Annotated in this window: 22 protein-coding genes; 10 read left to right on the top strand and 12 right to left on the bottom strand. The window is 68.8% G+C overall.

From position 1 onward, the window contains the following. Nucleotides 1-49: 49 nt before the first annotated feature. From ASE89_RS18285 to ASE89_RS18295, 3 genes are read right to left on the bottom strand one after another with little or no spacing between them, the layout of a single operon-like run. The gene (locus tag ASE89_RS18285; protein ID WP_052149343.1) at nt 50-322 is read right to left on the bottom strand and encodes a hypothetical protein; all 273 of its coding nucleotides are present in this window, start codon (nt 320-322) and stop codon (nt 50-52) included. After that, nucleotides 319-672 (bottom strand): phage holin family protein, encoded by a 354-nt coding sequence (locus tag ASE89_RS18290; protein WP_234387280.1) that lies wholly within the window; start codon nt 670-672, stop codon nt 319-321. The genes ASE89_RS18285 and ASE89_RS18290 overlap by 4 nt, the downstream gene beginning before the upstream one ends. A gap of 4 nt (nt 673-676) precedes the next feature. Then, nucleotides 677-1,186 carry a hypothetical protein gene (locus tag ASE89_RS18295; RefSeq protein ID WP_037532160.1) on the bottom strand — a complete coding sequence of 170 codons (510 nt, stop codon included), beginning with the start codon at nt 1,184-1,186 and terminating at the stop codon, nt 677-679. Nucleotides 1,187-1,339: 153 nt separating this feature from the next. Here ASE89_RS18295 and eno point away from each other — a divergent pair, with 153 nt between their 5' ends. Together eno and ASE89_RS18305 are read left to right on the top strand one after the other, a co-directional pair. Then, nucleotides 1,340-2,620, top strand: a complete 1,281-nt coding sequence (eno, locus tag ASE89_RS18300; RefSeq protein ID WP_031393148.1) for a phosphopyruvate hydratase — start codon at nt 1,340-1,342, stop codon at nt 2,618-2,620. 23 nt (nt 2,621-2,643) lie between these two features. Beyond that, nucleotides 2,644-2,976, top strand: coding sequence for an FtsB family cell division protein (locus ASE89_RS18305; protein ID WP_042466854.1), 333 nt, complete (start codon nt 2,644-2,646; stop codon nt 2,974-2,976). A 96-nt stretch (nt 2,977-3,072) separates the two neighbouring features. On the opposite strand, the gene ASE89_RS18310 is transcribed toward ASE89_RS18305, so the two are convergent. Continuing rightward, nucleotides 3,073-3,897: an alpha/beta fold hydrolase gene (locus tag ASE89_RS18310; protein ID WP_056680485.1), complete on the bottom strand. Its 825-nt coding sequence runs from the start codon at nt 3,895-3,897 to the stop codon at nt 3,073-3,075. Between the two features lie 128 nt (nt 3,898-4,025). Between ASE89_RS18310 and ASE89_RS18315 the strand changes: the two genes are divergently transcribed. Further along, nucleotides 4,026-5,786 carry a DUF885 domain-containing protein gene (locus ASE89_RS18315; protein ID WP_056680493.1) on the top strand — a complete coding sequence of 587 codons (1,761 nt, stop codon included), beginning with the start codon at nt 4,026-4,028 and terminating at the stop codon, nt 5,784-5,786. Nucleotides 5,787-5,798: 12 nt separating this feature from the next. On the opposite strand, the gene ASE89_RS18320 is transcribed toward ASE89_RS18315, so the two are convergent. Next, on the bottom strand, nt 5,799-7,214 hold the full coding sequence (locus ASE89_RS18320; protein WP_056680495.1) for an MFS transporter: 1,416 nt from the start codon (nt 7,212-7,214) through the stop codon (nt 5,799-5,801). Nucleotides 7,215-7,271: 57 nt separating this feature from the next. Here ASE89_RS18320 and ASE89_RS18325 point away from each other — a divergent pair, with 57 nt between their 5' ends. Then, nucleotides 7,272-9,491 (top strand): prolyl oligopeptidase family serine peptidase, encoded by a 2,220-nt coding sequence (locus tag ASE89_RS18325; protein ID WP_236701858.1) that lies wholly within the window; start codon nt 7,272-7,274, stop codon nt 9,489-9,491. Nucleotides 9,492-9,643: 152 nt separating this feature from the next. Here ASE89_RS18325 and ASE89_RS18330 read toward each other — a convergent pair whose 3' ends face one another. From ASE89_RS18330 to ASE89_RS18340, 3 genes are all read right to left on the bottom strand, one after another. After that, nucleotides 9,644-10,198 (bottom strand): glycine zipper 2TM domain-containing protein, encoded by a 555-nt coding sequence (locus ASE89_RS18330; RefSeq protein WP_031440853.1) that lies wholly within the window; start codon nt 10,196-10,198, stop codon nt 9,644-9,646. Nucleotides 10,199-10,293: 95 nt separating this feature from the next. After that, the gene (locus tag ASE89_RS18335) at nt 10,294-10,584 is read right to left on the bottom strand and encodes a hypothetical protein (protein ID WP_037530826.1); all 291 of its coding nucleotides are present in this window, start codon (nt 10,582-10,584) and stop codon (nt 10,294-10,296) included. Between the two features lie 110 nt (nt 10,585-10,694). Next, nucleotides 10,695-12,986: an ATP-dependent helicase gene (locus ASE89_RS18340; protein ID WP_416365655.1), complete on the bottom strand. Its 2,292-nt coding sequence runs from the start codon at nt 12,984-12,986 to the stop codon at nt 10,695-10,697. Between the two features lie 101 nt (nt 12,987-13,087). Between ASE89_RS18340 and ASE89_RS18345 the strand changes: the two genes are divergently transcribed. The 4 genes from ASE89_RS18345 (at nt 13,088) to ASE89_RS18360 (ending at nt 17,219) form a co-directional block, all read left to right on the top strand. Then, nucleotides 13,088-13,483, top strand: a complete 396-nt coding sequence (locus tag ASE89_RS18345; protein WP_056680497.1) for a GFA family protein — start codon at nt 13,088-13,090, stop codon at nt 13,481-13,483. 224 nt (nt 13,484-13,707) lie between these two features. Then, nucleotides 13,708-14,034: a UrcA family protein gene (locus ASE89_RS18350; RefSeq protein WP_056680509.1), complete on the top strand. Its 327-nt coding sequence runs from the start codon at nt 13,708-13,710 to the stop codon at nt 14,032-14,034. Between the two features lie 229 nt (nt 14,035-14,263). After that, nucleotides 14,264-15,910 (top strand): inorganic phosphate transporter, encoded by a 1,647-nt coding sequence (locus tag ASE89_RS18355; protein WP_056680512.1) that lies wholly within the window; start codon nt 14,264-14,266, stop codon nt 15,908-15,910. 49 nt (nt 15,911-15,959) lie between these two features. Beyond that, nucleotides 15,960-17,219, top strand: a complete 1,260-nt coding sequence (locus ASE89_RS18360) for an MFS transporter (RefSeq protein ID WP_056680513.1) — start codon at nt 15,960-15,962, stop codon at nt 17,217-17,219. A gap of 35 nt (nt 17,220-17,254) precedes the next feature. Here the strand turns inward: ASE89_RS18360 and rsmD are convergent, their stop codons facing one another. Both rsmD and ASE89_RS21340 read right to left on the bottom strand, forming a co-directional pair. Then, a complete protein-coding gene (gene rsmD, locus ASE89_RS18365; protein WP_056680517.1) occupies nt 17,255-17,791 on the bottom strand; it encodes a 16S rRNA (guanine(966)-N(2))-methyltransferase RsmD in 537 nt (178 codons plus the stop codon). Further along, nucleotides 17,791-19,368, bottom strand: coding sequence for a pseudouridine synthase (locus ASE89_RS21340; protein WP_056680520.1), 1,578 nt, complete (start codon nt 19,366-19,368; stop codon nt 17,791-17,793). Before ASE89_RS21340 ends, rsmD begins: the two co-directional genes overlap by 1 nt. A 119-nt stretch (nt 19,369-19,487) precedes the next feature. Between ASE89_RS21340 and ASE89_RS18375 the strand changes: the two genes are divergently transcribed. Both ASE89_RS18375 and ASE89_RS18380 read left to right on the top strand, forming a co-directional pair. Continuing rightward, entirely contained in the window at nt 19,488-19,919 is a 432-nt protein-coding gene (locus ASE89_RS18375; protein ID WP_031395459.1) for a response regulator, read from the top strand. An 89-nt stretch (nt 19,920-20,008) separates the two neighbouring features. Continuing rightward, nucleotides 20,009-21,340, top strand: coding sequence for an AmpG family muropeptide MFS transporter (locus ASE89_RS18380; RefSeq protein WP_056680522.1), 1,332 nt, complete (start codon nt 20,009-20,011; stop codon nt 21,338-21,340). A gap of 6 nt (nt 21,341-21,346) precedes the next feature. On the opposite strand, the gene ASE89_RS18385 is transcribed toward ASE89_RS18380, so the two are convergent. Continuing rightward, the gene (locus ASE89_RS18385; RefSeq protein ID WP_056680526.1) at nt 21,347-21,799 is read right to left on the bottom strand and encodes a DUF6628 family protein; all 453 of its coding nucleotides are present in this window, start codon (nt 21,797-21,799) and stop codon (nt 21,347-21,349) included. 68 nt (nt 21,800-21,867) lie between these two features. After that, a complete protein-coding gene (locus ASE89_RS18390) occupies nt 21,868-23,187 on the bottom strand; it encodes a bifunctional folylpolyglutamate synthase/dihydrofolate synthase (protein ID WP_056680531.1) in 1,320 nt (439 codons plus the stop codon). Nucleotides 23,188-23,260: the final 73 nt, after the last annotated feature.

The raw sequence follows: 23,260 nt of genomic DNA on the forward strand, positions 1-23,260 counted from the left end.
TCCGGCGGCGCCATCGGGACGCGGCCGGGACAATATGGTTGGGGCGCGATCAGCGCCCGCGGCGAAACAGTCCGACGATGCGGTGACGGGCGAGAAACAGTCCCGCCACAGCCGCAGCGCCCGCGGCAGGACCGGGGTTGCGGCGTACCGTCTCGACACTGGCATTGAGCGCGGCGGTGCCGACATCGGCAACGTCGCGGCTGGCGTTGAGCGCCAGCCGACGCGGATTGAGGCGGTCCTGCAACTGCCCGATCGTCATCATGACGCGCTGGCGGGCGAGGGCCGCTTCGATCTCTGCGGCGGCGACTTTGGCGGATGTCATGTGGCGGGCTCGCTTTCGGGCTTGAGCTTCGACTTGCCGACCATCGCGAGCGCGCCGGCAATCGCCAGCACGACAAGGACGACGATGGCCGTCGCCCATCCTGGCCCCACCAGCGTCGCCAGCGTCAAGATCGCACCGACCAGAAGTGCGATCAACGCGGCCAGCGCCAACACCCCGGCAATGGCGAAGAACATCGCCGCCGATTTGTACGCCGTCGCCGTCTCGCCGAACTTTGCCTTGTACACCGCGATTTCCGCGGTCGCGAGCGCGCGCGTCTCGCCGGCCAGACGGCCGACGACCGCGGTCAGGCTTTCCTCACCATCGAGCGCAAAGGGGATGGGATCCGCCAAGACCTCAGTCCTTCGGGTTTGCATCGATGCCCGACTGGACCAGCCGTGCCACGACGAAGCCGAGGGCCGCGGCCGCACCGACCGCAACGGCGGGCGACTTGCGGACGAGCGCGGTGACGTCGTCGACCAGCGCGTCGATGTCCTTGGCGCGGACCTGCTCGGCGAAGCCCGAGACGCTGTCGGCGGCGCTGCGGGCATAGCCGCCATATTGCGCGCCGAGCTTGTCATCGACCTGCGCTGCGGCGTCGGTCAGCAACTGTGCGACCTGCTCGAGCGCGGTGCCGGCGCGGGCCTTGCCGTCCTCGGCGAACAGGCGCGCCTTGTCGGCGGCCTGCTGGCCATATTTGCTGGCATTGTCCTTGATCACCTGCTTGGCCTCAGTCGCCTTGGTGCCGGTAGTGTCAGCGGCGTCGTCGAGCCGCGTGACGCCGCCCTTCAGCGGCTCTGCGGTGGTGGCAGTGCCGGCGGCGGCGACATCGCCTGTGGTCATCGGCTGTGCGTCGGTATCGGCCATGGTCGTCCCTTTCGAAATGCTACGCCCTCAACACCGGTGCGCAGGCACGGTTCCCCTAGTCGGCCCGATTGCCCGATATGACGCGAGGCGGTAGAGGCAGCGCGAACGTCCCGGGCGATCGACCAGCTTGGGGATTTGTAGGAGCATCGTTACGTGACCGCAATCATCGACATTCACGCCCGCCAGATCCTCGATAGCCGGGGCAATCCGACGATCGAGGTCGACGTCCTGCTCGAGGATGGCAGCTTCGGCCGCGCCGCGGTGCCGTCGGGCGCCTCGACCGGTGCGCACGAGGCGGTCGAGAAGCGCGACGGCGACGCCACGCGCTGGGGCGGCAAGGGCGTCGACAGCGCGGTCGACGCGGTCAACGACGAGATCACCGACACGGTGCTGGGCATGGACGCGGAGGACCAGTCGGACCTCGACCGCGCGATGATCGAGCTCGACGGCACCGAGAACAAGGCACGGCTGGGCGCGAACGCGATCCTCGGCGTCAGCCTGGCCGCGGCCAAGGCGGCCGCCGAAGCACGCGGCCTGCCGCTGTACCGCTATGTCGGCGGCGTCCAGGCGCACCTGTTGCCGGTACCGATGATGAACATCATCAACGGCGGCGAGCATGCCGACAACCCGATCGATTTCCAGGAGTTCATGATCGTGCCGGTCGGCGCGTCGAACATCCTCGAGGCGGTGCGCTGCGGCTCGGAGATCTTCCATACGCTCAAGAAGGGCCTGAGCGCGAAGGGCCTGTCTACCAGCGTCGGCGACGAGGGCGGTTTCGCGCCGAACATCGGCAGCACGACCGAGGCGCTCGACTTCATCATGTCGAGCATCGAGAAGGCCGGCTACAAGCCCGGCGAGGACGTGATGCTCGCGCTCGATTGCGCCGCGACCGAGTTCTACAAGAACGGCAAGTATGACATTTCGGGCGAGGGGAAGATCCTCGAGAGCGCCGAGATGGCCGAGTATCTGGCCGACCTGACGCGCCGCTATCCGATCTTCTCGATCGAGGACGGCATGGGCGAGGACGACTGGGAGGGCTGGAAGACGCTCACCGACCTGATCGGCGACAAGGTCCAGCTGGTCGGCGACGATCTGTTCGTGACCAACCCGAAGCGGCTGAAGCGCGGGATCGAGGGCGGCTATGCCAATTCGCTGCTGGTGAAGGTCAACCAGATCGGCACGCTGACCGAGACGCTGGAAGCCGTGTCGATGGCACAGCGCGCCAAGTATACCGCGGTGATGTCGCATCGCTCGGGCGAGACCGAGGATTCGACGATCGCCGACCTCGCCGTCGCGACCAATTGCGGGCAGATCAAGACGGGTAGCCTTGCGCGGTCGGACCGGCTCGCCAAGTACAACCAGCTGATCCGGATCGAGGAAGAGCTGGGCGACGCGGCGCGCTATGCGGGTCGCGACATCCTGATCGGCGGCTGATAGGCTAAGACCCGGAGGACGGCATGGCGCGCACCACGAGCACGACGAAGAGCACCAAGTTGCGGCGGACGATGCGCAAGGCCGCCTGGCCTGCGCTGGGGCTGACGCTGATGGCGTTCTTCGGCGCCTATGCCGTGCTCGGGCCGAACGGGATGTTCGCGTACGGCGACTACAAGCGGCAGCTGGCGAAGCGGGAGCGCGACTATGCCGTGCTCGACCGCAAGCGCGAGGTGCTCAAGAACCGGGTGGCGCTGCTCAACCCGGATCATGCCAATCCGGACATGGTCGACGAGATGGTCCGCAAGGAGCTGAACGTCGCGCACCCGGACGAAGTGATCGTGCCGCTGGGGAACTGACCGGGCCGTCATCCTGGACCTGATCCAGGATCCAGAGCCACGGACGGATCCGCCAGCGGCTCTGGATCCTGACTTTCGTCAGGATGACGGTTGGGGTTACCGGCCGAGGAAGCGCAGCAGGTCCTGCGTGAAGCGGTCGCTCTCGGTGAGCGTCAGCCCGTGCGGGGCGCCGTCATATTCGACCAGCTGCGAACCCGCGATGCCCTTGGCCGCGGCGCGGCCGGTGGCGTCGATCGGGACGGTCTTGTCGGCGGTGCCGTGGACGATCAGCGTCGGCACGCGGAACGCGGCGAGGTCGGCGCGGAAGTCGGTATGGCCGAACGACTCGGCGCAGGCGAGCGTCGGGCGCAGCCCCGCCTGCATCGCCAGACCCCAGACCCAGTCGACCATCTCGTCGCTGACCGGCGAGGTGATGAACCCGACGCCCAAGAACTGCTGCAGGAAGGTGCGGAAGAAGGCGGGGCGATCCTCCTTGATCCCGTTACCGATGCCGGCAAGCGTCGCTTCGGGGACACCGTGCGGATTGTCGTCGGTCTTGAGCATATAGGGCACGACCGAGGCGATCAGCCCGGCGGCGATCACGCCCTTGCCGTCGTGGCGGCTCATGTAACGGGCGACCTCGCCGCCGCCCATCGAGAAGCCGACGAGCGTCGCGTCCTCGGTCGTGCCGGTCGCGGCCATGACGTCGGCGAGATCGTCGGTCAGCGTGTCATAGTCATAGCCCGACCAGGGCTGGCCCGACCGTCCGAAGCCGCGGCGGTCATAGGCGATCGCGCGGAACCCCGCCTCCGCGAGCGCCATCGCCTGCGCATCCCAGCTGTCGGCATTTAATGGCCAGCCATGCGTGAGGATGACGGGCCGTCCGCTGCCCCAGTCCTTGACGTAAATGTCTGTACCGTCGCGGGTTTTAATGAAGGGCATGTCAATCTCCGGGGTTGTCGCCAAAGTACTTACGTCAACGGTCCGGGCTATTGGCCGTTCCAACTCTGGCGTCCGCGCGATTCCGCTGGCAGCATTGCGGGCACGCTACGGCGTGAGGGGGGAGATTGATGCGGACGAGGTTCCCGGCGAGGACGGCGGCGCTGCTGCTGGCGCTGGGCAGCTGTACGCCGGACGATCCGCAGACGCGGGACCGCGTCGCCGCCACGCCCGTTGCCGCGCCCGTCACTGCGATCGCGCCCGATGCCTGGACTGCGTTTCGCGACCGGTTCGTCGCGACGTGGTTCGCGCTCGACCCGGCCTTTGCGGTCTATCAGGGGCGGCATGAGCATGATGGCGGGCTGCCCGACTGGAGCGCTGCGGGGCTGGGTCGGCAGGCGGCGTTCCTGCACCGGTCGATCGCGGCGGCGGGGCGGTTCGAGACGGCGGCGCTCAGCCCCGAGCAGCGGTTCGAGCGCGACTATCTGGTGATGGTGGCGCGCGACAAGCTGTTCTGGCTCGAGGCGGCGGACGCGCCGCATCGCAACCCGGCCTGGTATGTCGCGGGCGGGCTCGACCCCAATGTCTATGTCGTGCGCGCCTATGCCGATCCGGTCCGGCGGATGCGCGCGCTGATCGCGCTGCTGCGCCGGATCCCGGCGGCGACGCTGCAGATCCAGCAGAACCTCGCGACGCCGATGCCGATCAGCCATGTCGACTATGCCGCGACCGCGTTCCGCGGCTTTGCGTCCTGTTACATGGACGATTCGGTCAAGGCGTTCGCCGGGGTCGCGGACGAGGGGCTGCAGCGCGAACTCGCCGATGCGGCGATGACCGCGTCGGAGGCGATGCGCGACCTGGCGCTCTGGGTCGAGGCGCAGCGGCCGACCGCGACACGGTCGTTCGCGCTGGGGCCCGCGCTGTTCGCGAAGATGCTGCGCGAGACCGAGGGGGTCGACATGCCGATCGCGACGCTCGAGGCGGCGGGGCGGGCCGACCTGGCGCGCAACCAACGTGCGCTCGCCGCGGCCTGTGCCCGGTTCGCGTTCGGGCTGACGGTCCGCGACTGTCTGGCGCAGGTGAATGCGGACAAGCCGGTCGACGGACCGGTCGCCGAGGCGCGCCGCCAGATCCCGATGCTGCGCGCGTTCATCCTGCGGCGCGACCTGCTGACGCTCGCCGGCAACGAACTGGCGCTGGTCGAGGAGAGCCCGCCCTATAGCCGGCAGAATCTCGCCTATATCGATCCGCCGGGTCCGTTCGATCGCGGCGTGCCGTCGGTCTATTACATCTCGCCGCCCGACCCGCGCTGGACGCAGGCGGTGCGGGACGCGTTCGTGCCGGGCAAGGCGGACCTGCTCTTCACCTCGATCCACGAGGCGATGCCCGGGCATTTCGTCCATTTTCTCCACGCCAATCGCGTGCCGTCGCTGATCGGGCGGGTGTTCGTCGGCTATGGCTATGCCGAGGGCTGGGCGCATTATGCCGAGGAGATGATGTGGGAGGCGGGGCTGGGCGGCGGCCGCGCGGACATCCATATCGGCCAGCTGTCGAACGCGCTGCTGCGTGACTGCCGGTTCCTCGCCGCGATCGGGATGCATGCGCGCGGCATGAGCCAGGCCGAGGCGTTCACGCTGTTCGTCGACCAATGTTACCAGGACGAGGGCAATGCGCGGCAACAGGCGCTGCGCGGCACCTATGACCCGGCCTATCTCAACTACACGATGGGCAAGCTGATGATCCGCCGGTTGCGCGAGGACTGGACCGCGGGGCGGGGCGGGCGGCGCGCGTGGAAGGCGTTCCACGACCGGCTGCTGCGCTATGGCGGGCCGCCGATCCCGCTGGTCCGGCAGGCGATGCTGGGCGAGGCGAAGCCGATCGCGGCGTTCTGAGCGAACTGGCGGCTAGCGCGCCTGCGCGGCGGGCTGGACGTCGCGCGTCTCGTCGATCGGCGGGTTGCGGATCGAGGGGCGCAGGCGCGACACGCTGCACAGGCCCGCGACCAGCGCCATGCCGGCGGCGACCAGCGGCGGCGTCGTGCCCGCGCCGACCCCGATGGCGAGCAGCGCGGCGACGACGGTGGCGCCGGTCGTCTGGCCGACCAGCCGGACCGTCGAGATCAGCCCCCCGGCGGCGGCGGCGCGCTCGCGCGGGGCCGAGCCGATGATCAGCCGCGCGTTCGGCGCCATGAACATCCCGAACCCCGAGCCGCACAGCGCCATCCGCCAGGCGATGGCGAAATAGCTCGGATCGGCGGGCATGAACGCGAGCAGCAGCAGCGCAGCGATCGAGACGGCCATGCCGATGCCGCCGAGCAGCCCGGCGGGATAGCGATCCGACAGCCATCCCGACAGCGGCGCCACGACCATGTTGGCGAGCGGCCATGGCGCGATCGCCGCGCCGACCTCGGCCGCGGAAAAACCGTAAGCCTGGGTCAGCCGGAACGGCGTCGACAGGAGCAGCGTCATCTGCGCGATGAAGGCGGTATAGGCGCCGATCGCGGACAGCGCGAGGACGGGGCGGGCGAGCAGGTCGATCGGCAGGATCGGCTTGGTCTCGCCGCGCTCGCGACGCACGAAGATCCAGCCGATCGCCACCCCGGTCAGCACGATCGCCGCCGAGACCACCGGGCTGTCGCCGTGCACCGCGGTCTCCGACCCGCCGATGACGAGCCCGATCATCGCCGCGCACATGACCGCGCCGAGCACGTCGAACGGTTCGCTCCGCGGGCTGGGATCGGGCAGGGCGCGCCCGAGGACCAGGCTGAGGATCGCGAACGGCACCGCGCTGGCAAAGACCCAGGGCCAGGGCGCGACCGCGAGGACCAGCCCGCCCAGCGTCGGCGCGAGCGCGGCCGAACTCGACACCACCACCGAATTGATGCCGAGCCCGCGGCCGAGCTGCTGCGACGGGTAGATCGAGCGGATCAGCGCGGACGAGACGCTGAGCGCCGCCGCCGCGCCGAGCGCCTGTGCGGCGCGGACGACGAGCAGGAAGGGCAGGCTCTTGGCGAAGAAGCAGAGCAGGGTCGCGACGGTGAAGACGAGCTGGCCATATTGATACATGCGCTTCAGCCCGATCCGGTCGCCGAGCCCCGAAAAGGGGAGCAGCGCCATCGCCAGAATCAGCTGATAGACGGTGACGACGGTCACCACCGCGCTGCTGTCGACGCCCAGATCGCGTGCGATCGTCGGCAACGCGACATTGGCGACGCCGCCGTCGATGATGGTCAGCGCGGTACCCGCCGAGATGGCGGCGATCGCGAGGAACCGGCGGGGCTTGGGAAGGCCATCCAGGGCCGTTGTCTGGTCGGACTGCATTGCGGACCGCGATAGACACCGTCATGAATGACGCCAAGCTATTCGGGGAAATGGACGATGCGGGTTCTTACGGCTGCGCTTGCGGCGACGATATTGACGGGCGGCGCCGGCCTTGCGGCGGGCAGTGTGCTCGCCCAAGTCGCACCGATGACGAACACAAAGCCTGCCCCGACCCCAACCCCAACCCCAACCCCAACCCCAACCCCAACCCCAACCCCAACCCCAACCCCAACCCCGACCCCGGCCGCGGACACCGCCGCCGACCCCTATATCTGGCTCGAGGACAAGGATGGCGCCAAGCCGCTCGCCTGGGTCGAGGCGGAGAATGCCAAGACGCTTCCCCGGTTGCAGAACGATCCGCGCTACAAGAGCTTCTATGCCGAGGCGCTGGCAATCGCGGCGGCGAAGGACCGGATCCCGATGCCCGACCAGCGCTTTGGCCGGATCTACAATTTCTGGCGCGATGCCGAGCATCCGCAGGGCATTTGGCGCTGGACGAGCGAGGCGGGCTACGCGCAGGCCGATCCTGCCTGGACGACCGCGCTCGACCTCGATGCGCTGAGCAAGGCCGAGGGCAAGAAATGGGTGTGGAAGGGCGCGACCTGCCTCCAGCCCGACGAGCGGCTGTGCCTCGTCTCGCTGTCCGAGGGCGGCGAGGATGCGGTGTCGTATCGCGAATTCGATCTGCAGACCGGGCAGTTCGTTTCGAACGGCTTTGCGCTGTCGACGTCGAAGCAGGGCGCGAGCTGGGTCGACAAGGACACGCTGCTGGTCGCGCGCGACTGGGGTGCGGGGTCGATGACCGCGTCGGGCTATCCGTTCGTCGTCAAGGAGGTGAAGCGCGGCCAGCCGCTGAGTGCCGCGCGCGAGATCTTTCGCGGCGAGGCGTCGGACCAGCTCGGCACCTATGCCAGCGTGATGACCGACGGGCAGGGCAACCGCGTGACGATGATCCAGCGGCGCCCGACCTTTTTCGGCGGCGAGAAGCATGTCGTTACGCCGGCCGGGCTCGTGAAGCTCGACGTTCCCGACCGCGTCTTTCCCTCAGGCATGGTCGACGGGCAGGTGATCTTCTCGACCAGCGAGGCGTGGGGGCAGATCCCCGCCGGCGCGATCGCCTCGGCGCCGCTCGCCGAGGTGCGCAAGGGCCGGTTCACGCCGGCTTTGGTCTTCGCGCCGACCGATCGCCAGTCGGTCGACGGCGTGTCGGTGACGCGCGATCACGTGGTCGCCGGCGTCTATGACAATGTCCGCGGCCGGGCGATGGTGTTCACGCACGGCAAGGCGGGCTGGACGTCGCGCGCGGTCGCGCTGCCCGACAATGCCTCGGTCGATGTCGCGAGCACGACCGATCGCAGCAACGCGACGTTCGTGCAGGTGACGGGGTTCCTCGCGCCGACGACCTTGTGGACGCTCGATGCGGGGCCTGGCGGTGTGGCCAAGCAGATCAAGGCGCTGCCCGCGAAGTTCGATGCATCGTGCGACGTCGTCGAGCAATTCGAGGCGGTGTCGACCGACGGGACGAAGATCCCCTATTTCATCGTCCACCGGAAGGACGTGCCGCTCGACGGCACCACGCCGACGATCATGACCGCCTATGGCGGGTTCGAATCGTCGATGACGCCCTATTATTCCGGGGTGATGGGCAAATTGTGGCTCGAGCGCGGGGGCAGCTTCGTGCTCGCCAATATCCGCGGCGGCGGCGAATTCGGGCCGAAATGGCATGATGCGGGACGCAAGACCAAGCGGCAGATCATCTATGACGATTTCGCCGCGGTCGGGCAGGACCTCATCGCGCGCAAGCTGACCAGCCCGGCGACGCTCGGCATCTATGGCGGGTCGAATGGCGGGCTGCTGATGGGGGTCGAGTTCAACCAGCATCCCGATCTGTGGAAGGCGGTGACGATCCAGGTGCCGCTGCTCGACATGATCCGCTACGAACAGATCGCCGCGGGCGCGTCCTGGGTCGACGAATATGGGTCGGTGAAGATCCCCGCGGAGAAGGCGTTTCTCGAGACGATCTCGCCCTATCAGAACATCAAGCGCGGCGGCGCTTACCCCGAGCCCTATATCTGGACGACGACCAAGGACGACCGCGTCGGGCCGCAGCATGCGCGCAAGTTTGCTGCGCGGCTGAAGGAATATGGCCTGCCGTACCTCTTCTACGAGGATACCGCGGGCGGGCATTCGGGGGATGCGGACATCGAGCAGGGGGCGCGGATGCAGGCGCTGCAGATGACCTATTTCGCGCAGAAGCTGATGGGGCCGGCGAAGTAAGGGACCCGTCATCCTGGACTTGATCCAGGATCCAGAGCCGGAGGCGGTATCGCTCGTGGCTCTGGATCCTGACTTTCGTCAGGATGACGGGGTTTCGGGGGAGGGTGCGCGAACGGCGGCGGGCGTGATGGACGCCCGGTCGCCGCACGCGCTCAGCGGCAGCGGATCTGGCTGTTGTTCTGCTCGACCGCGCGGCCGGCAAGGCCACCTGCGGCCGCGCCCAGCAGCGAACCGACGATCCGCGAGCGGCCGCCGTCGATCACGTTGCCGAGGATGCCGCCACCGGCCGCGCCGATGATCAGCCCGGTCGTGCCGTCGTTGCGCTTGCAGTAATAGCGGCCGTCCTGCCCCGCATAGACGCGGTCATTGGCGGACAGGGTGCGCTCCTGATAATTCGGGCCGACGCGATAGTCGCGGGCCGGGTCGTAATTGCCCTCGTCGCGTTCGTCGGGGTAGCCGCCTTCGTACCGGTCGGGTGCCTGGCGATAGCCGCCCTGCGGCGCCGGCGGAACATAGCTGCCGCCACGATTGCCGCGCAGCGACTGGTAGCGATCGAATTCCTCGCGGAAGATCTGCAACTCGCTGTCGAGGCGCGCCTGGGCGGCGGCGAAACGGGCGTTGTCGGCACTGGTCTGCGCGACGGCGGGTGCGGCGGCGGACAGGCAGGTCGCGGCGATCATCGTCGCGAGGCCGAGAGAACGCTTCATGATCGAAATCCTTTCACGGTTGGGTGGCACGGGGGGGTGTCCCGGTGAGGTGTCCCGGTAACGGGTGGCGACATCGCGCCGCCACCCGGCTTTCGTCAACGACAGATCTGGACGCGACGATGGTTGCGCCATTCGGTGCGGCAACGGCGATTATTGTTCCAGTTGCGACGATCATTGTCGCGACCGCGGAAGCGGCGACCGTCGTGGCGGCCGCGATGGTCGTTGCGGCGATAGTCGCGACGATCGGCACGGTGATCACCGCGGTGATCGTTGTCGCGATACTGCTGGCTATGGCCCCGATCGCGCTGGGCTTCGGCGGGCGCGGCCACGCCGAGGCCGAGCGTGGCGAAGGCGAGCCCGGCGGCGATGAGATGCGTAAACTTCATGAGGTGTCCTCTTGCCCGAGATCGGGCTGGAAGGACGATACGATCCTAGTTCGGCATCGTTCCTGAACGGGGTTGTCGGCTCCCGTACAGGTTGGCGCCGACCGGTCGTCCTACGGCGCGATCGTGACGAAGCTGTCCATGACGCGCTTGCGGCCGGCCTGTTCGAAGTCGATCTCGAGCTTGTTGCCCTCGATCTCGGCGATCGCGCCATAGCCGAATTTCTGGTGGAACACGCGCTGGCCGAGCGACAGGTCGTCGCGACCCTTGTTGCCGAGGCTGATCGCGCTGGACCGGCTTTCGACGACGCGGGCCGGTTTGGTCGAGAAGCCGCCGCCGGGGGTGGCGGCGCGCTGCCAGCCGGGGCCGCGGCCGGTGCCGCGTGCGACGTCGGCGAACGGGTCGGCGCGGTCGGACCAATTGGCCTGCCACAGGCTCGCGCCGCCCGACATCGTCGTCTCGGTGTCGGTATGCTCGTCGGGCAGTTCGGCGACGAAACGCGAGGGGATCGACGAATTCCACTGGCCGTAGATGCGACGATTGGCGGCGTGGAGGATCACCGCGAGGCGCCGTGCGCGCGTGATCGCGACATAGGCGAGGCGGCGTTCCTCCTCGAGGCTCTTGACGCCGCCCTCGTCCAGCGAGCGCTGCGAGGGGAAAAGTCCTTCCTCCCAGCCGACGCAGAAGACGGTGTCGTATTCGAGGCCCTTGGCGGCGTGGATCGTCATGATCGTGACCTGCGGATCCTGCGCGCCGCCCTCATTGTCCATCACCAGCGAGACATGTTCGAGGAACGCGCCGAGCGAATCATATTCCTCCATCGCGCGGACGAGTTCGCTCAAATTCTCGAGCCGGCCGGTCGCCTCGACCGATTTCTCGGCCTGGTACATTGCGGTGTAGCCGCTCTCGTCGAGCAATTGGCGGGCGAGTTCGGCGTGGGGCAGGCTGGTCGCCATGTCGCGCCACCGCGCGATGTCGCCGACGAGGCGGCCGAGCGACTTCTTTGCAGCGCCGGTCAGCTCGTCGGTGTCGAGGATGCGCGCGGCGGCGGTGGTCAGCGGGGTGCCGGTGGCGCGCGCGAGCTGGTGGATGCGCGCGACCGCCTTGTCGCCGAGCCCGCGCTTGGGGACGTTGACGATGCGTTCGAAGGCGAGGTCGTCCGCCGGCTGGTTGACGACGCGGAGATAGGCGAGCGCGTCGCGGATCTCGGCGCGTTCGTAGAAGCGGAAGCCGCCGACGATCTTGTACGGCATGCCGATCGCGATGAAGCGATCCTCGAACTCGCGCGTCTGGTGCTGCGCGCGGACGAGGATCGCGACCTCGTCGAGGCTCTTGCCCGTGCGACGGACGCTCTCAATTTCCTCGCCGACGCGGCGCGCTTCCTCGGGGCCGTCCCAGACGCCGATGACCTTGACCTTCTCGCCGACGTCGAGCTCGGTCCAGAGCTGCTTGCCGAGGCGTCCGCCATTGTTGGCGATCACGCCGCTCGCGGCGCCGAGAATGTGCGGCGTGCTGCGGTAATTCTGTTCGAGGCGGATGACCTTCGCACCCGGAAAGTCGCGCTCGAACTTCAGGATGTTCTCGACCTGCGCGCCGCGCCACGAATAGATCGACTGGTCGTCGTCGCCGACACAGGCGATGTTCTTGCGCTCCTGCGCGAGCAGCCGCAGCCAGAGATATTGCGACGAGTTGGTGTCCTGATACTCGTCGACCATGATGTATTTGAAGCGCTGCTGATACTGCGCCAGCACGTCGCGGTGCGTCTTCAGGATGACGAGCATGTGGAGCAGCAGGTCGCCGAAATCGCACGCGTTGAGCGCGCGCAGCCGGGTCTGATATTGTTCGTACAGCTCGCCGCCGCGACCATTGGCGTAGCGCTCGCTCTCGCCCGCATCGATATCGGCGGGGACGAGGCCCTTGTTCTTCCACTGGTCGATCAGCCCGGCGAGGCTGCGCGTCGGGAAGCGCTTCTCGTCGATATCGGCGGCGAGGATGAGCTGCTTGAGCAACCGCAACTGGTCGTCGGTGTCGAGGATCGTGAAATTGGACTGCAGCCCGACGAGCTCGGCATGGCGGCGCAGCATCTTGGCGGCGATCGCGTGGAAGGTACCGAGCCACGGCATCCCCTCGACCGCGTCGCCGACGAGGCGCCCGACGCGCTCGCGCATCTCGCGTGCGGCCTTGTTGGTGAAGGTGACGCTGAGGATCTCCGATGGCCACGCCTTCTTGGTGAAGATCAGATGCGCGAGTCGCGCGGTCAGCGCCGCGGTCTTGCCGGTGCCTGCGCCGGCGATGATCAGGACGGGGCCGTCGGTGGTCAGCACCGCCTCGCGCTGGGGATCGTTGAGGCCGCGGAGATAGGGCGGCTGGCGGTTTGCGTCGGACGGATGGGCGATCTGGTTCACCGGTGAACAGGTAGGGAACGGGGCGCGATCGGGCAAGCGGCTAAGGCTTGCACGGCGCAGCGATATGTGGAACAAATCGAGAATATCAACAGGAGGCGTGCATGTTGTCGGGACGATGCCACTGCGGAGCGATCCACTATGTCGCGACGGGCGAGGCGGCGCATCATGCGCTGTGCCACTGTGAGGATTGCCGCCGAAGCGCAGGCGCGCCGATGGTCGGCTGGATCGCGTTCGCGACCGAGCAGGTGACGATCTCGGGCGATCCGGTGACCTATGCGTCGTCCGAGCACGGGCGGCGGCAGTTTTGCGGGACGTGCGGGACGGGGCTGTTCTACACCAACCCGGTCGCGCTGCCGGGGATCATCGACATCCAGTCGTGCACGCTCGACGATCCCGAGTCGGTCACACCGGGCGCGCAAATCCAGGTCGCGGAGCGGCTGGCGTGGATGGCGGACCTGGCGAGCCTGCCCGAATTCGCGCGCTATCCGGGGATGTGAGCGCGCGTTCGGTCGCCACCCAGGTGCGGGGTGATCGAAATCGCGGGGCGACCGACGAACCGTCGCCAAACCGTCGCGGGAGCGTAACGATCCGGGCGTAGGGCGTGCGCAGCGACGAGGGTCTTCGTCGGAGAGGCCGCGCAGAGACGGTTCTCCCGACGGTCAGCCATAGTCGCACGCAGGCGGTGTGCCTGCGGACCGCAGGACCAGCAAAGGACGTCATCATGAAGATCCTCCACAGCGTCGCTTCGGCGGCGATCGTTTCCGCGTGCCTTTTTGCGACCGGCGCTGCCGCCGATCCGGTGCGCGACCCCGTCACGATCCGTGTCTCGCATGCCGGGCTCGACCTGGCCAGCGACGCCGGGCGGCGCGTGCTCGCGCGTCGCGTGCAGTCGGCGGTCAACCGGACCTGCGCCCCGCGGACCGGCGGGCTGAATGCCTTTGCCGAGTCGCGCCGGTGCCGCGCGGAAATGATGCAGGACGCCACGGTCCAGACTGCCGCGTTGCTGACGCGCAACGGGACGCAGCTGGCAAGCCTCGCGGGGCGGTGACGGGGTAGCGTCTTCGCGCTCTACTCGGGTGCGCGATTGAAGGAGGACCGCTCTGTCAGAGGCGCGGCGGTCCTCCCCCGCCGTCAGGCTGTACCTGCCCCCCCGGCGGGGGAGGATCATGGGCGGTCGCGCGCTGCGCGGGGTTCGTCACTGTGTCATTCTGGTATCGCCGCGCGGCGATGCATCGCGCTGTCATAAAGTTGTAATCGTTAGGGCCGACTGCGCGATCATGGCTACTTCCCCATTAACGGTCGACGCGATCGACCGCGCACCGCGCAGCGGACCGCGGCTCGATCATGATCTGCATCCGGCCGGGCGCTGGATCTTTCTGGCAATATTGCTGGGGGGGCTGGCCTATGCGGGGTTCAGCATCGCCACCGATACCGCGCAGGTCGGCGAGACGCTCGCGGTCGGTGCGTTCGCGTTCCTCGGGCTCGCGCTGCTGATCGCGCTCGGGTTCGAATTCGTCAACGGCTTCCACGACACCGCCAATGCGGTCGCGACGGTCATCTACACGCATTCGATGCCCGCGCCGCTCGCGGTGGTCTGGTCGGGCTTCTTCAACTTCGTCGGCGTGATGACGTCGTCGGGTGCGGTCGCCTATTCGATCATCACGCTGCTGCCGGTCGACCTCATCCTCAACGTCGGCAGCGCGGGCGGGTTCGCGATGATCTTCGCGCTGCTGCTCGCGGCGATCCTGTGGAACCTCGCAACTTGGGCGGTCGGGCTGCCCAATTCGTCGAGCCATGCGCTGATCGGCTCGATCCTCGGCGTCGGGCTCGCCAACCAGCTGCTCAACGGCGGCGCGGACGGCACGTCGGGCGTCGACATGGCGCAGGTGACCAAGGTGCTCTCCGCGCTCGCGTTCAGCCCGGTGGTCGGCTTTGTCGGCGCGCTGCTGATGCTCTTGGTGATGAAGCGCTTCCTGCGCGACCGCAAGCTGTACGAGGCGCCCGAGAGCGATACGCCGCCGCCGCGCGGGATCCGTGCGCTGCTGATCGGCACCTGCACCGCGGTCAGCTTTGCGCATGGCAGCAATGACGGCCAGAAGGGGATGGGGCTGATCATGCTCATCCTGATCGGCTGCGCGCCGACCGCCTATGCGCTGAACCGGACGATGCCCGAAAGCGCGACGCCGGCGTTCGTACAGAGCGCCCGCGCGGCGTCGTCGGCCTATGCCGCGCATGCCGACGGCACGCCTTCGACGGTCGAGGCCGCCCGCGCGCGCGTCACCACCGCGCTGAAATCCAAGCAGGTCGCCGAGCCCGTCGTCTATGGCGCGCTGGCCACGCTGTCGAACGACGTCACCCGCCGGATCGAGGGCTATGGCTCGCTCGGCAAGGTCCCCGCGGCGGCGACGTCGAACCTGCGCAACGACATGTACCTCGTGCTCGACACGACCAAGCTGGTCGCGGCGGACAAGACCGCGCAGGCGCGCTTCACCGCGCAGGAGATCACGGAGCTGAAAACCTATGGCGGCGGGCTGGAGCAGGGGACGCGCTACATCCCGATCTGGGTGAAAGTCACGGTCGCGCTCGCGCTCGGGCTCGGCACGATGGTCGGGTGGAAGCGGATCGTCGTCACCGTCGGCGAACGGATCGGCAAGTCGCATTTGACCTATGGCATGGGTGCCTCGGCAGAGCTGGTCGCGGCGGCGACGATCCTGATGGCGGACCGGTTCGGCCTGCCCGTGTCGACGACGCATATCCTGTCGTCGGGCGTTGCGGGCGCGAGCGTCGCCAATGGCGGCGGGCTGCAGCGGCGGACGCTGGTGAACATGGGGCTGGCGTGGATCATGACGCTGCCGGTCGCGATGCTGTTGTCGGGCGGGCTGTACTGGATGCTGCTCGGGGTTGCGCACGCCTTGGGGCGCTAAAGCCGAGCGCGCGATTGACGGGGCGGCGGCGGGCGGCGATGCACGCGGCATGAGCACGCTTAGGTCCAGCCGCCGCATCCTCGCCGCCAGCCTGGTCGGCACCGCGGTCGAATTCTACGACTTCTACATCTACGCGACCGCGGCGGCGCTCGTGTTCGGGCCGCTGTTCTTCGCGGGCCAGTCGGCGTCGGCGCAGCTGCTGCTGAGCTATGCGACGTTCGGGCTGGCGTTCGTCGCGCGGCCGGTGGGCGCGGTGCTGTTCGGGCATTTCGGCGACCGGGTCGGACGCAAGTCGACCTTGGTCGCCTCGCTGCTGCTGATGGGTGGATCGACCGTCGCGATCGCGTTCCTGCCGACCTATGCGCAGGTCGGCTGGTGGGCGCCGGCCTTGCTCTGCCTGATGCGGCTGGGGCAGGGGCTGGGGCTGGGCGGCGAATGGGGTGGCGCCGCGCTGCTCGCGGTCGAGAATGCGCCGCCGCACCGCCGCAACACGTTCGGGATGTTCCCGCCGCTCGGCGCGCCGGTCGGGTTTCTCGCCGCCAACGGACTGTTCCTGATCATCGGCCTGGTCCTCGACGAGGCGCAGTTCCTTGCCTGGGGGTGGCGGATCCCGTTCCTGGTTAGCGCGGTGCTGGTCGGGTTGGGGCTGTGGGTGCGGCTGAAGCTGACCGAGACGCCCGCGTTTCTGGAAGCGGAGCAGACTGAGGCGATCCCGCGCGTGCCGATCGCCGAGCTGCTGACGCGGCATCTGCGCGCGACGCTGGCGGGCACGTTCGGGGTGATCGCGTGTTTCGCGCTCTTCTATCTCGCGACCGCGTTCGCGCTCGGCTACGGCACCAAGACGCTCGGTTATTCGCGCGAGGCGTTCCTTGGCGTCGAGCTGGTCGCGATCTGGTTCCTGGCGGCGGGGGTGATCCTCGCGAGCGTGCTGGCGGATCGGTATACGGCGGCGCGGATGCTCAGCGTCGGGTTTGCGGGCTGTATCGTCGTCGGCGCGCTGATGGGGCCGATGCTGGGATCGGGATCGCTGGTCACGGTGTCGCTCTGGTTGTCGGGCGCCCTGTTCGTGATGGGGTTCGCCTATGGCCCGCTCGGCGGGTGGCTGCCGAGCCTGTTTCCGGCGGGGGTGCGCTATACCGGCGTGTCGATGACGTTCAACCTTGGCGGCGTGCTCGGCGGCGCGCTCGCGCCGATCGTGGCGGAGGCGCTCGCGCCGCGCGGGCTTGGGCTGGTCGGGGTGTATCTGATGGCCGCGGGGGTGCTGAGCCTTGGCGGGCTGCTGATCGTCGGGCGCCGCGCCACCGTATAGGACGGGGTCTCCCGCTTGCGCGGGAGACCGTTACGTCAGGCGGGCCGCAGCAGCGTCAGCCGCGCCTTGCCGTGGACGCGGGTGGCGTCGACCTCGAAGCCCGCCAGTTCGACGACCTCCGCCTTCGCAGTCTCGAGGCTGATCCACGTCGCCGGGCTGGTCCAGCCGAGCCGGGCGAGCTTGTCGAGCGCGACGAGGCCCGCACCGGTGTCATAGGGCGGATCCATCAGGATGATGTCGAGCGGCGCGGGCGCGGGGCCCATCGCCATCACCGAGGTTGCGCGGACGTCGCCGCGAATGCCGAGCTTGGCAAGATTGGCCTTCAGCGCATCGAGCGCGGGCTTGTCCTGCTCGACGAACAGGCACGACCCCGCACCGCGCGACAAGGCCTCGATCCCGAGCGCGCCCGAGCCCGCGAAGAGATCGGCGACCGCGAGGCCTTCGAAACTGCCGACCCGGCTGGTCAGCATCGAGAACAGCGCCTCGCGCATGCGATCGGCGGTCGGGCGGGTCGCGTCACCCTTGGGCGCGACGATCTGGCGACCGCGATACTGGCCTGCGATGATCCGCATCAGCGTTTACCTCCGCGTGGTGCGCGGGGCGGGTGACCGCGCCCCCCTGATGGTCCCTTGCCGGGTGCGGGCGGACGGCTGCCGCGTTCGGGGCGCGGTGCGGCGTCGCGCGGCGGGCGGGGATCCGCGCCGGGGCGACCGGCGGCACTGCGCGCGGCACGCTTGTCGAGACCGGTCCGCGCGCGGGAGTCGTCCGTCTGGGGGCGAAAGCCGCGTTGCTGGTCCTGGCGCTGGGGCGAGTCGGGACGGCGCGGGGCTGTCGTGCCGGCGCTGCCCCCGCCGCCGACGCGGGTCGGGGCGGCGCGGTCGCGGGGCGGCTTGGCGGCGCGGAAATGCTTGATCTTGGGGCTGGTGCTCAGCTCCTCGCCGCGGTCCGCGCGCTCCTGGCGATAGGTCGGGCGACCGGTGCCGGCGCCGGTCGGCTGGGCGTGATGCGTCGCGGCCGCACGATTGCCGCCGCGCGCATCGGGGCTGGCCCAGGGATCGGTGACGTCGCCGCGGACCATCGCCGCGGTCGGGCGGATGCGCTCGGGCCGGGCCGGGCGGGCGGGCCGGGCGGCACGATCGACCGGTGCTGCGCCGCTTGAGAAGCCCGAGCTGGCCGGCGCCGCATAGGGGCTGCGCGCGGGCTGGCGCGGTGCCGCGGTCGCGGGCCGGGCCGAGGGGGCGGGGCGGGGCGCATTGGCGCCGCGCTGGGGCGACTTGGCGCCGATCCCCGCACCCGCGCCGGCACTGGCGCTGATGCCGATGTTCGGACGCGCGCCGGGGCCCTCGGGCTTGCCGCGCGCGAGCTCCTTCTGGAAAGCGACGACGTCGTGCTGGAGCACTTCGCCGATCTGGCCGGGGGCGAGATCACCGAGCACGAACGGACCGTAGCGGGTGCGGATCAGGCGCGAGACCTGGAGACCCAGATGTTCGAGCACGCGGCGGACTTCGCGATTCTTGCCCTCGGTCAGGATCATCTCGATCCAGACGTTCGCGCCGGTGCGGCGTTCGATATTGGCGTTGATCGAGCCGTAGCGGACGCCCTCGATCTCGATCCCCTCGATCAGCTCCTCGAGCTGCGGCTGGGTGATGTTGCCATAGGCGCGGGCGCGATAGGCGCGTTCGACGCCGGTCGCGGGGAGTTCGAGCTGGCGCTTGAGGCCACCGTCGGTGGTCATCAGCAACAGCCCCTCGGTGTTGAGATCGAGCCGGCCGACGGGGACGAGTCGCGGCAGTTCGCGCGGCAGGCGGTCGTAGATCGTCGTCCGGCCCGCGGGATCGCGCTCGGTGACGAGCAGACCGGTCGGCTTGTGATAGAGGAAAAGCCGCGCCGCGCTGGGCGCCTCGACCGGATCGCCGTCGACGGTGACGCCGGCAAGGTTGCGCAGGATCGTCGCGGGCGTGTCGAGCGTGGTGCCGTTGAGCGCGACGCGCCCCTCGGCGATCATCCGTTCGATGTCGCGGCGCGACGCAACGCCCGCGCGGGCAAGCAGTTTGGCGATGCGGTCGCCCTTGATAGGGGCTGCAGGAGCTGTTGCGGGCGCGTCGTTCGACGGGCTGGCAGTCGGGTTATCGTCTTTTGAAGTCGTCATGGCGCGGCTGATACTATGGATCGGGGTGCAGCGCGAAAATATTTGCGTCCCTTCGTGGTGCGGTGCGTTATGTCGCATGGGCGTAACGACCATTCGTTGCGCGAAGGGGCGTGATGTCGATGCTGTTCGCAAAGAAGAAGCGGCTGATCATCCGCTTGCTGGTTGTTGAGGACGAACCGCTGGTCGCGTTCGACACCGAATATTTCCTGACCGAATCGAAATTCACCGTGGTCGCGACGGTCGACCGGGTCAGCGATGCATTGGCGGTGATCGAAAGCGAGTCCGCGATCGACCTGATCCTTGCCGATGTCAGCCTGAGCGACGGATCGGGGCTCGACGTCGCGCGGGCAGCGCTCGAACGCGGGGTGCCGGTGCTGTTCGTCACGGGCAACTGCCCGGTCGAGGCGACGACGCTGGCCGCGGGCTGTCTCTCCAAACCCTATTCGCAGCGCGACCTGCTCGCCGCGATCGCGGCGATCGAGGCGCGGATGGCGGGGAGCGAGCCGAAGAAGCTGCCTTCGGGCCTGCGGCTGTTCAGCGCGCCCGTCTGACGGCGCGCGCGGCGGCCTGATCGGCTGACGGGTAGCGCATCCGCAAATTGCCGCTAGGGTCCCGCCCAAGTGAGTGGGAGCGTAGGGCGATGGACGAGATGGCAGCCAAGAGCTGGGGTGACGGCGTGCGGCCCTATTTCGAGCGAGCGCCGCTGGCGGCACTGGCATTGGGGATCTCGTCGGGCTTTCCCTATGCGATGATCGGCGCGACGCTGACGACGCGCCTCGCGGCAAGCGGCATCGACAAGAAGACGGTGACCGCGTTCAGTCTCGCCTTCCTCGTCTATAACCTCAAATTCCTCTGGGCCTGGATGGTCGACGGCGTGCGGTTGCCCGTGATCGGCCGGCTGGGGCAGCGGGTATCGTGGTTGATCCTGACCGCAGCGCTGGTCGTCGCGGCGCTGGTCAATCTCGCTCTGGTCGATCCGGCGGCGAGCATCGCGCAGACCGCCACCGCCGCGATCCTGGTCGGCGCAGCCGGGGCGACGTTCGACATCGTGATCGACGCGTTCCGGATCGAGATCCTCGAGCCGCGGCAACTCGGCATCGGGTCCGGCATGAGCCAATATGGCTGGCGGATCGGCTCGGCAGGGGCGGGTGCGCTGGCGCTGGTCGTGGCCGAGCGGGCCGGATGGAGCGCCGCCTATCTCGCCTGCGCCATGTTCGCACTGCCTGCGGTCATTGCCGGGCTAGTGCTCGGCGAGCCGCAGCGCCGTCGTCCGACGATCGAACGCCGCGGCCTTGCCGAGGGGCTTCGGGCGATCTGGGGGCCTTTCGTCCAGTTCTTTTCGCGGGAGGGCGCGTTCGTCGTCCTCGCCTTCATCCTGATCTTCAAGGTCGGCGACACGCTGGCGAACCTGACGCTGCGACTGTTGTTCGACGATCTGGGCTTCACCGGCGACGAGATCGCCTTCTATGACGTCGGCATCGGCTTCATCGCCTATCTCGTCGGGATCCTGATCGGTGGTATCCTCTATGCGCGGATGGGCATGAAGCGGTCCGTCCTGCTGTCGCTGGTGCTGATGGGGGTATCGAACCTGTCGTTCGCGGCGCTGGCGGCATCGGGCCATTCCAATCTCGGCATGGCGGCCGCGATCGGTTTCGAGAATGCCGCAAGCGGCTTTGGCGGAGTCGTGGTCATCGCCTATTTCTCCGCGCTGTGCGACCTGCGCTTCACCGCTGCCCAGTTCGCGCTGATTTCGGCGGCCGCCAGCATCGTCGGCCGGATCGTCACGGGCACGACGGCGGGCGCGCTGATCGAGGCGATCGGCTATGTCGACTTCTATCTGCTGACGACGGCGCTCGCCCTCCCGGGCGTGGCGCTGTTCTGGTGGATGTGCCGTTCGGGCATGATCGATCGCTCGATCGGCAGCGCCGGCGTCGAGGGGGAAGGCGACGCACGCGCGGGCGAGCCGGTCTAGCCCGGCTCAACCCGTAACCGGGCGCCCCTCGTCCGCAAAGGCGGCGGCGACTGCGGCGGCGCTGGTGAGGACGCCGTCGACACGGCGGACGCCGAGCAGGTCGGTCATCAGCAGCCGCGCGGTGTCGGGCGCGGTCTCCACCCGCGCGAGGATCGACAGCAACGCCGCCTCCGCCGGCGTCATCCGCGCGCAGCAGCACGGTGCGATCGCGATCGTCCCCGCCGCGCTGCCCGCGAGATCGGCCATCAATGCGCGCATCAGGATCAGCGGCCGGCGAAACCCCTGTCCGAAGGCGGTGAACAGCGTGTGCGCGGCGCGCGCGTCGCCAAGCCCGTTCGCACCCATCCGCCGCATCGCGAACAGCGCGATTCGCGCATTCTCGCAGGGCGGCAGCGGATGCGGCAGCACCGTCGTCATGCTGGCAAGCGTCGTGCCGGCAAAGCGGTTGGCATCGGTCATATACGCGACTCCGTGGTTACAGAACCAAGGTCGCTTGTTCGTTATTGATAGTCAATAGCAATAAGGGGTCAGTGCGGCAACTCGTCGTTTGCCGCGAGCACTTGGCCCGCGAGATAGAGCGAACCGGCGATCAGCACGAACTGCGGTGCGTCACCCTGCGCGGCGATGCGGTCGAGCGCCTCTGCGGGGCTGGCGGCGGTCTCTGCGCTGCACCCGGCGCGGCGGGCGATCGCCGCCAGCGCGTCGGGGGCGTGATGCGCATGACCCGGGACGGGGAGCGCGACGACGTGGCCGACCTGCGGGCCGAGAATGTCGAGCACCGCGTCGGCATCCTTGTTCGCGAGCATGCCGAGTACGAGCGTCGCGGGACGCCCTGCCGCCAGCGTCCGCAGCACGCGCGCGACCGGCTGCGCGGCATTGGGATTGTGCGCGCCGTCGAGCCACAGGTCGCTGCCGGCGGGCAGCCGCGCATGGAGCGGGCCGTTGGACAGCCGCTGCATCCGCGCGGGCCAGTGCGCGGCGTCCGCGGCGGCGCGCATCGCCGCGTCGGGGATGGCGAGCGCGGATTGATGCCGCAGCATCGCGATCGCCAGCGCGAGGTTGCGCGACTGGTGCAGGCCGACCAGCCGCGGGCGGTTGGTGACGAGCGTGCCGTCCGCATCGGTGTAGCGCATCGCCGTGCGCGTCGTCCCGCTCGTCCAGGCGGTGCCGCGCGCGAGGACGGGGGCGCCCGCCGCCTCGGCGATTCCCGCGATCCGGGCGCGCAGCGGGCGGGCATAGTCCATCGTCACCAGCGGCACGCCGCGCTTGGCGATACCCGCCTTCTCGCCCGCGATCGCGAGCAGCGTGTCGCCGAGAAACGCCTGATGGTCGATCCCGAGCGCGGCGATGCCGGTGACGACGGGGTTCGGGATGACGTTGGTCGCGTCAAGCCGGCCGCCCAGCCCGACCTCGACGATCGTCGCCGCGGCGGGCGTCCGCGCGAAGGCGAGGAAGGCGGCGGCGGTGGTGACCTCGAAGAAACTCGCCTGCAGGTCCGCGGCGTGGTCGAGCACGTCGGACAGCAGCGCGGCGAGCGCGTCGTCCTCGATCAGTCGGCCGGCGAGGCGGATGCGTTCGTTGAAGCGGACGAGGTGCGGGCTCGAATAGACATGGACGTCGAGCCCCGCCGCCTCGATCGCGGCGCGCAGGAACGCGCAGGTCGATCCCTTGCCGTTGGTGCCCGCGACATGGAACACCGGCGGCAGCGACAGATGCGGGTCGCCGAGCCGCGACAGCAACGCGGTGATGCGCTCGAGGCCGAGGATGTCGGCGCCGGGCGACAGCGCGGTCAGCCGGTCGAGCTGCGCCTGGACGGCGGGGGAGGAGGAGGTGGCGTGGTCGGGCATTCTTCTAACTCCCTCTCCCCTCGGGGAGAGGGCTTGGGGTGAGGGGCGGTTCCGGGCGCAGCAGTGCTGGGCT

Source organism: Sphingomonas sp. Leaf30 (assembly GCF_001422525.1).
Taxonomy (GTDB): Bacteria; Pseudomonadota; Alphaproteobacteria; order Sphingomonadales; family Sphingomonadaceae; genus Sphingomonas; species Sphingomonas aerolata.

What these genes read in the sequence shown, in the direction of transcription:
- ASE89_RS18285 (WP_052149343.1), bottom strand. Translation starts at nt 322, where the DNA reads ATGACATCCGCCAAAGTCGCCGCCGCAGAGATCGAAGCGGCCCTCGCC.
- ASE89_RS18295 (WP_037532160.1), bottom strand. Translation starts at nt 1,186, where the DNA reads ATGGCCGATACCGACGCACAGCCGATGACCACAGGCGATGTCGCCGCC.
- ASE89_RS18305 (WP_042466854.1), top strand. Translation starts at nt 2,644, where the DNA reads ATGGCGCGCACCACGAGCACGACGAAGAGCACCAAGTTGCGGCGGACG.
- ASE89_RS18310 (WP_056680485.1), bottom strand. Translation starts at nt 3,897, where the DNA reads ATGCCCTTCATTAAAACCCGCGACGGTACAGACATTTACGTCAAGGAC.
- ASE89_RS18315 (WP_056680493.1), top strand. Translation starts at nt 4,026, where the DNA reads ATGCGGACGAGGTTCCCGGCGAGGACGGCGGCGCTGCTGCTGGCGCTG.
- ASE89_RS18320 (WP_056680495.1), bottom strand. Translation starts at nt 7,214, where the DNA reads ATGCAGTCCGACCAGACAACGGCCCTGGATGGCCTTCCCAAGCCCCGC.
- ASE89_RS18325 (WP_236701858.1), top strand. Translation starts at nt 7,272, where the DNA reads ATGCGGGTTCTTACGGCTGCGCTTGCGGCGACGATATTGACGGGCGGC.
- ASE89_RS18330 (WP_031440853.1), bottom strand. Translation starts at nt 10,198, where the DNA reads ATGAAGCGTTCTCTCGGCCTCGCGACGATGATCGCCGCGACCTGCCTG.
- ASE89_RS18335 (WP_037530826.1), bottom strand. Translation starts at nt 10,584, where the DNA reads ATGAAGTTTACGCATCTCATCGCCGCCGGGCTCGCCTTCGCCACGCTC.
- ASE89_RS18345 (WP_056680497.1), top strand. Translation starts at nt 13,088, where the DNA reads ATGTTGTCGGGACGATGCCACTGCGGAGCGATCCACTATGTCGCGACG.
- ASE89_RS18350 (WP_056680509.1), top strand. Translation starts at nt 13,708, where the DNA reads ATGAAGATCCTCCACAGCGTCGCTTCGGCGGCGATCGTTTCCGCGTGC.
- ASE89_RS18355 (WP_056680512.1), top strand. Translation starts at nt 14,264, where the DNA reads ATGGCTACTTCCCCATTAACGGTCGACGCGATCGACCGCGCACCGCGC.
- ASE89_RS18360 (WP_056680513.1), top strand. Translation starts at nt 15,960, where the DNA reads ATGAGCACGCTTAGGTCCAGCCGCCGCATCCTCGCCGCCAGCCTGGTC.
- rsmD (WP_056680517.1), bottom strand. Translation starts at nt 17,791, where the DNA reads ATGCGGATCATCGCAGGCCAGTATCGCGGTCGCCAGATCGTCGCGCCC.
- ASE89_RS21340 (WP_056680520.1), bottom strand. Translation starts at nt 19,368, where the DNA reads ATGACGACTTCAAAAGACGATAACCCGACTGCCAGCCCGTCGAACGAC.
- ASE89_RS18375 (WP_031395459.1), top strand. Translation starts at nt 19,488, where the DNA reads ATGCTGTTCGCAAAGAAGAAGCGGCTGATCATCCGCTTGCTGGTTGTT.
- ASE89_RS18380 (WP_056680522.1), top strand. Translation starts at nt 20,009, where the DNA reads ATGGACGAGATGGCAGCCAAGAGCTGGGGTGACGGCGTGCGGCCCTAT.
- ASE89_RS18385 (WP_056680526.1), bottom strand. Translation starts at nt 21,799, where the DNA reads ATGACCGATGCCAACCGCTTTGCCGGCACGACGCTTGCCAGCATGACG.
- ASE89_RS18390 (WP_056680531.1), bottom strand. Translation starts at nt 23,187, where the DNA reads ATGCCCGACCACGCCACCTCCTCCTCCCCCGCCGTCCAGGCGCAGCTC.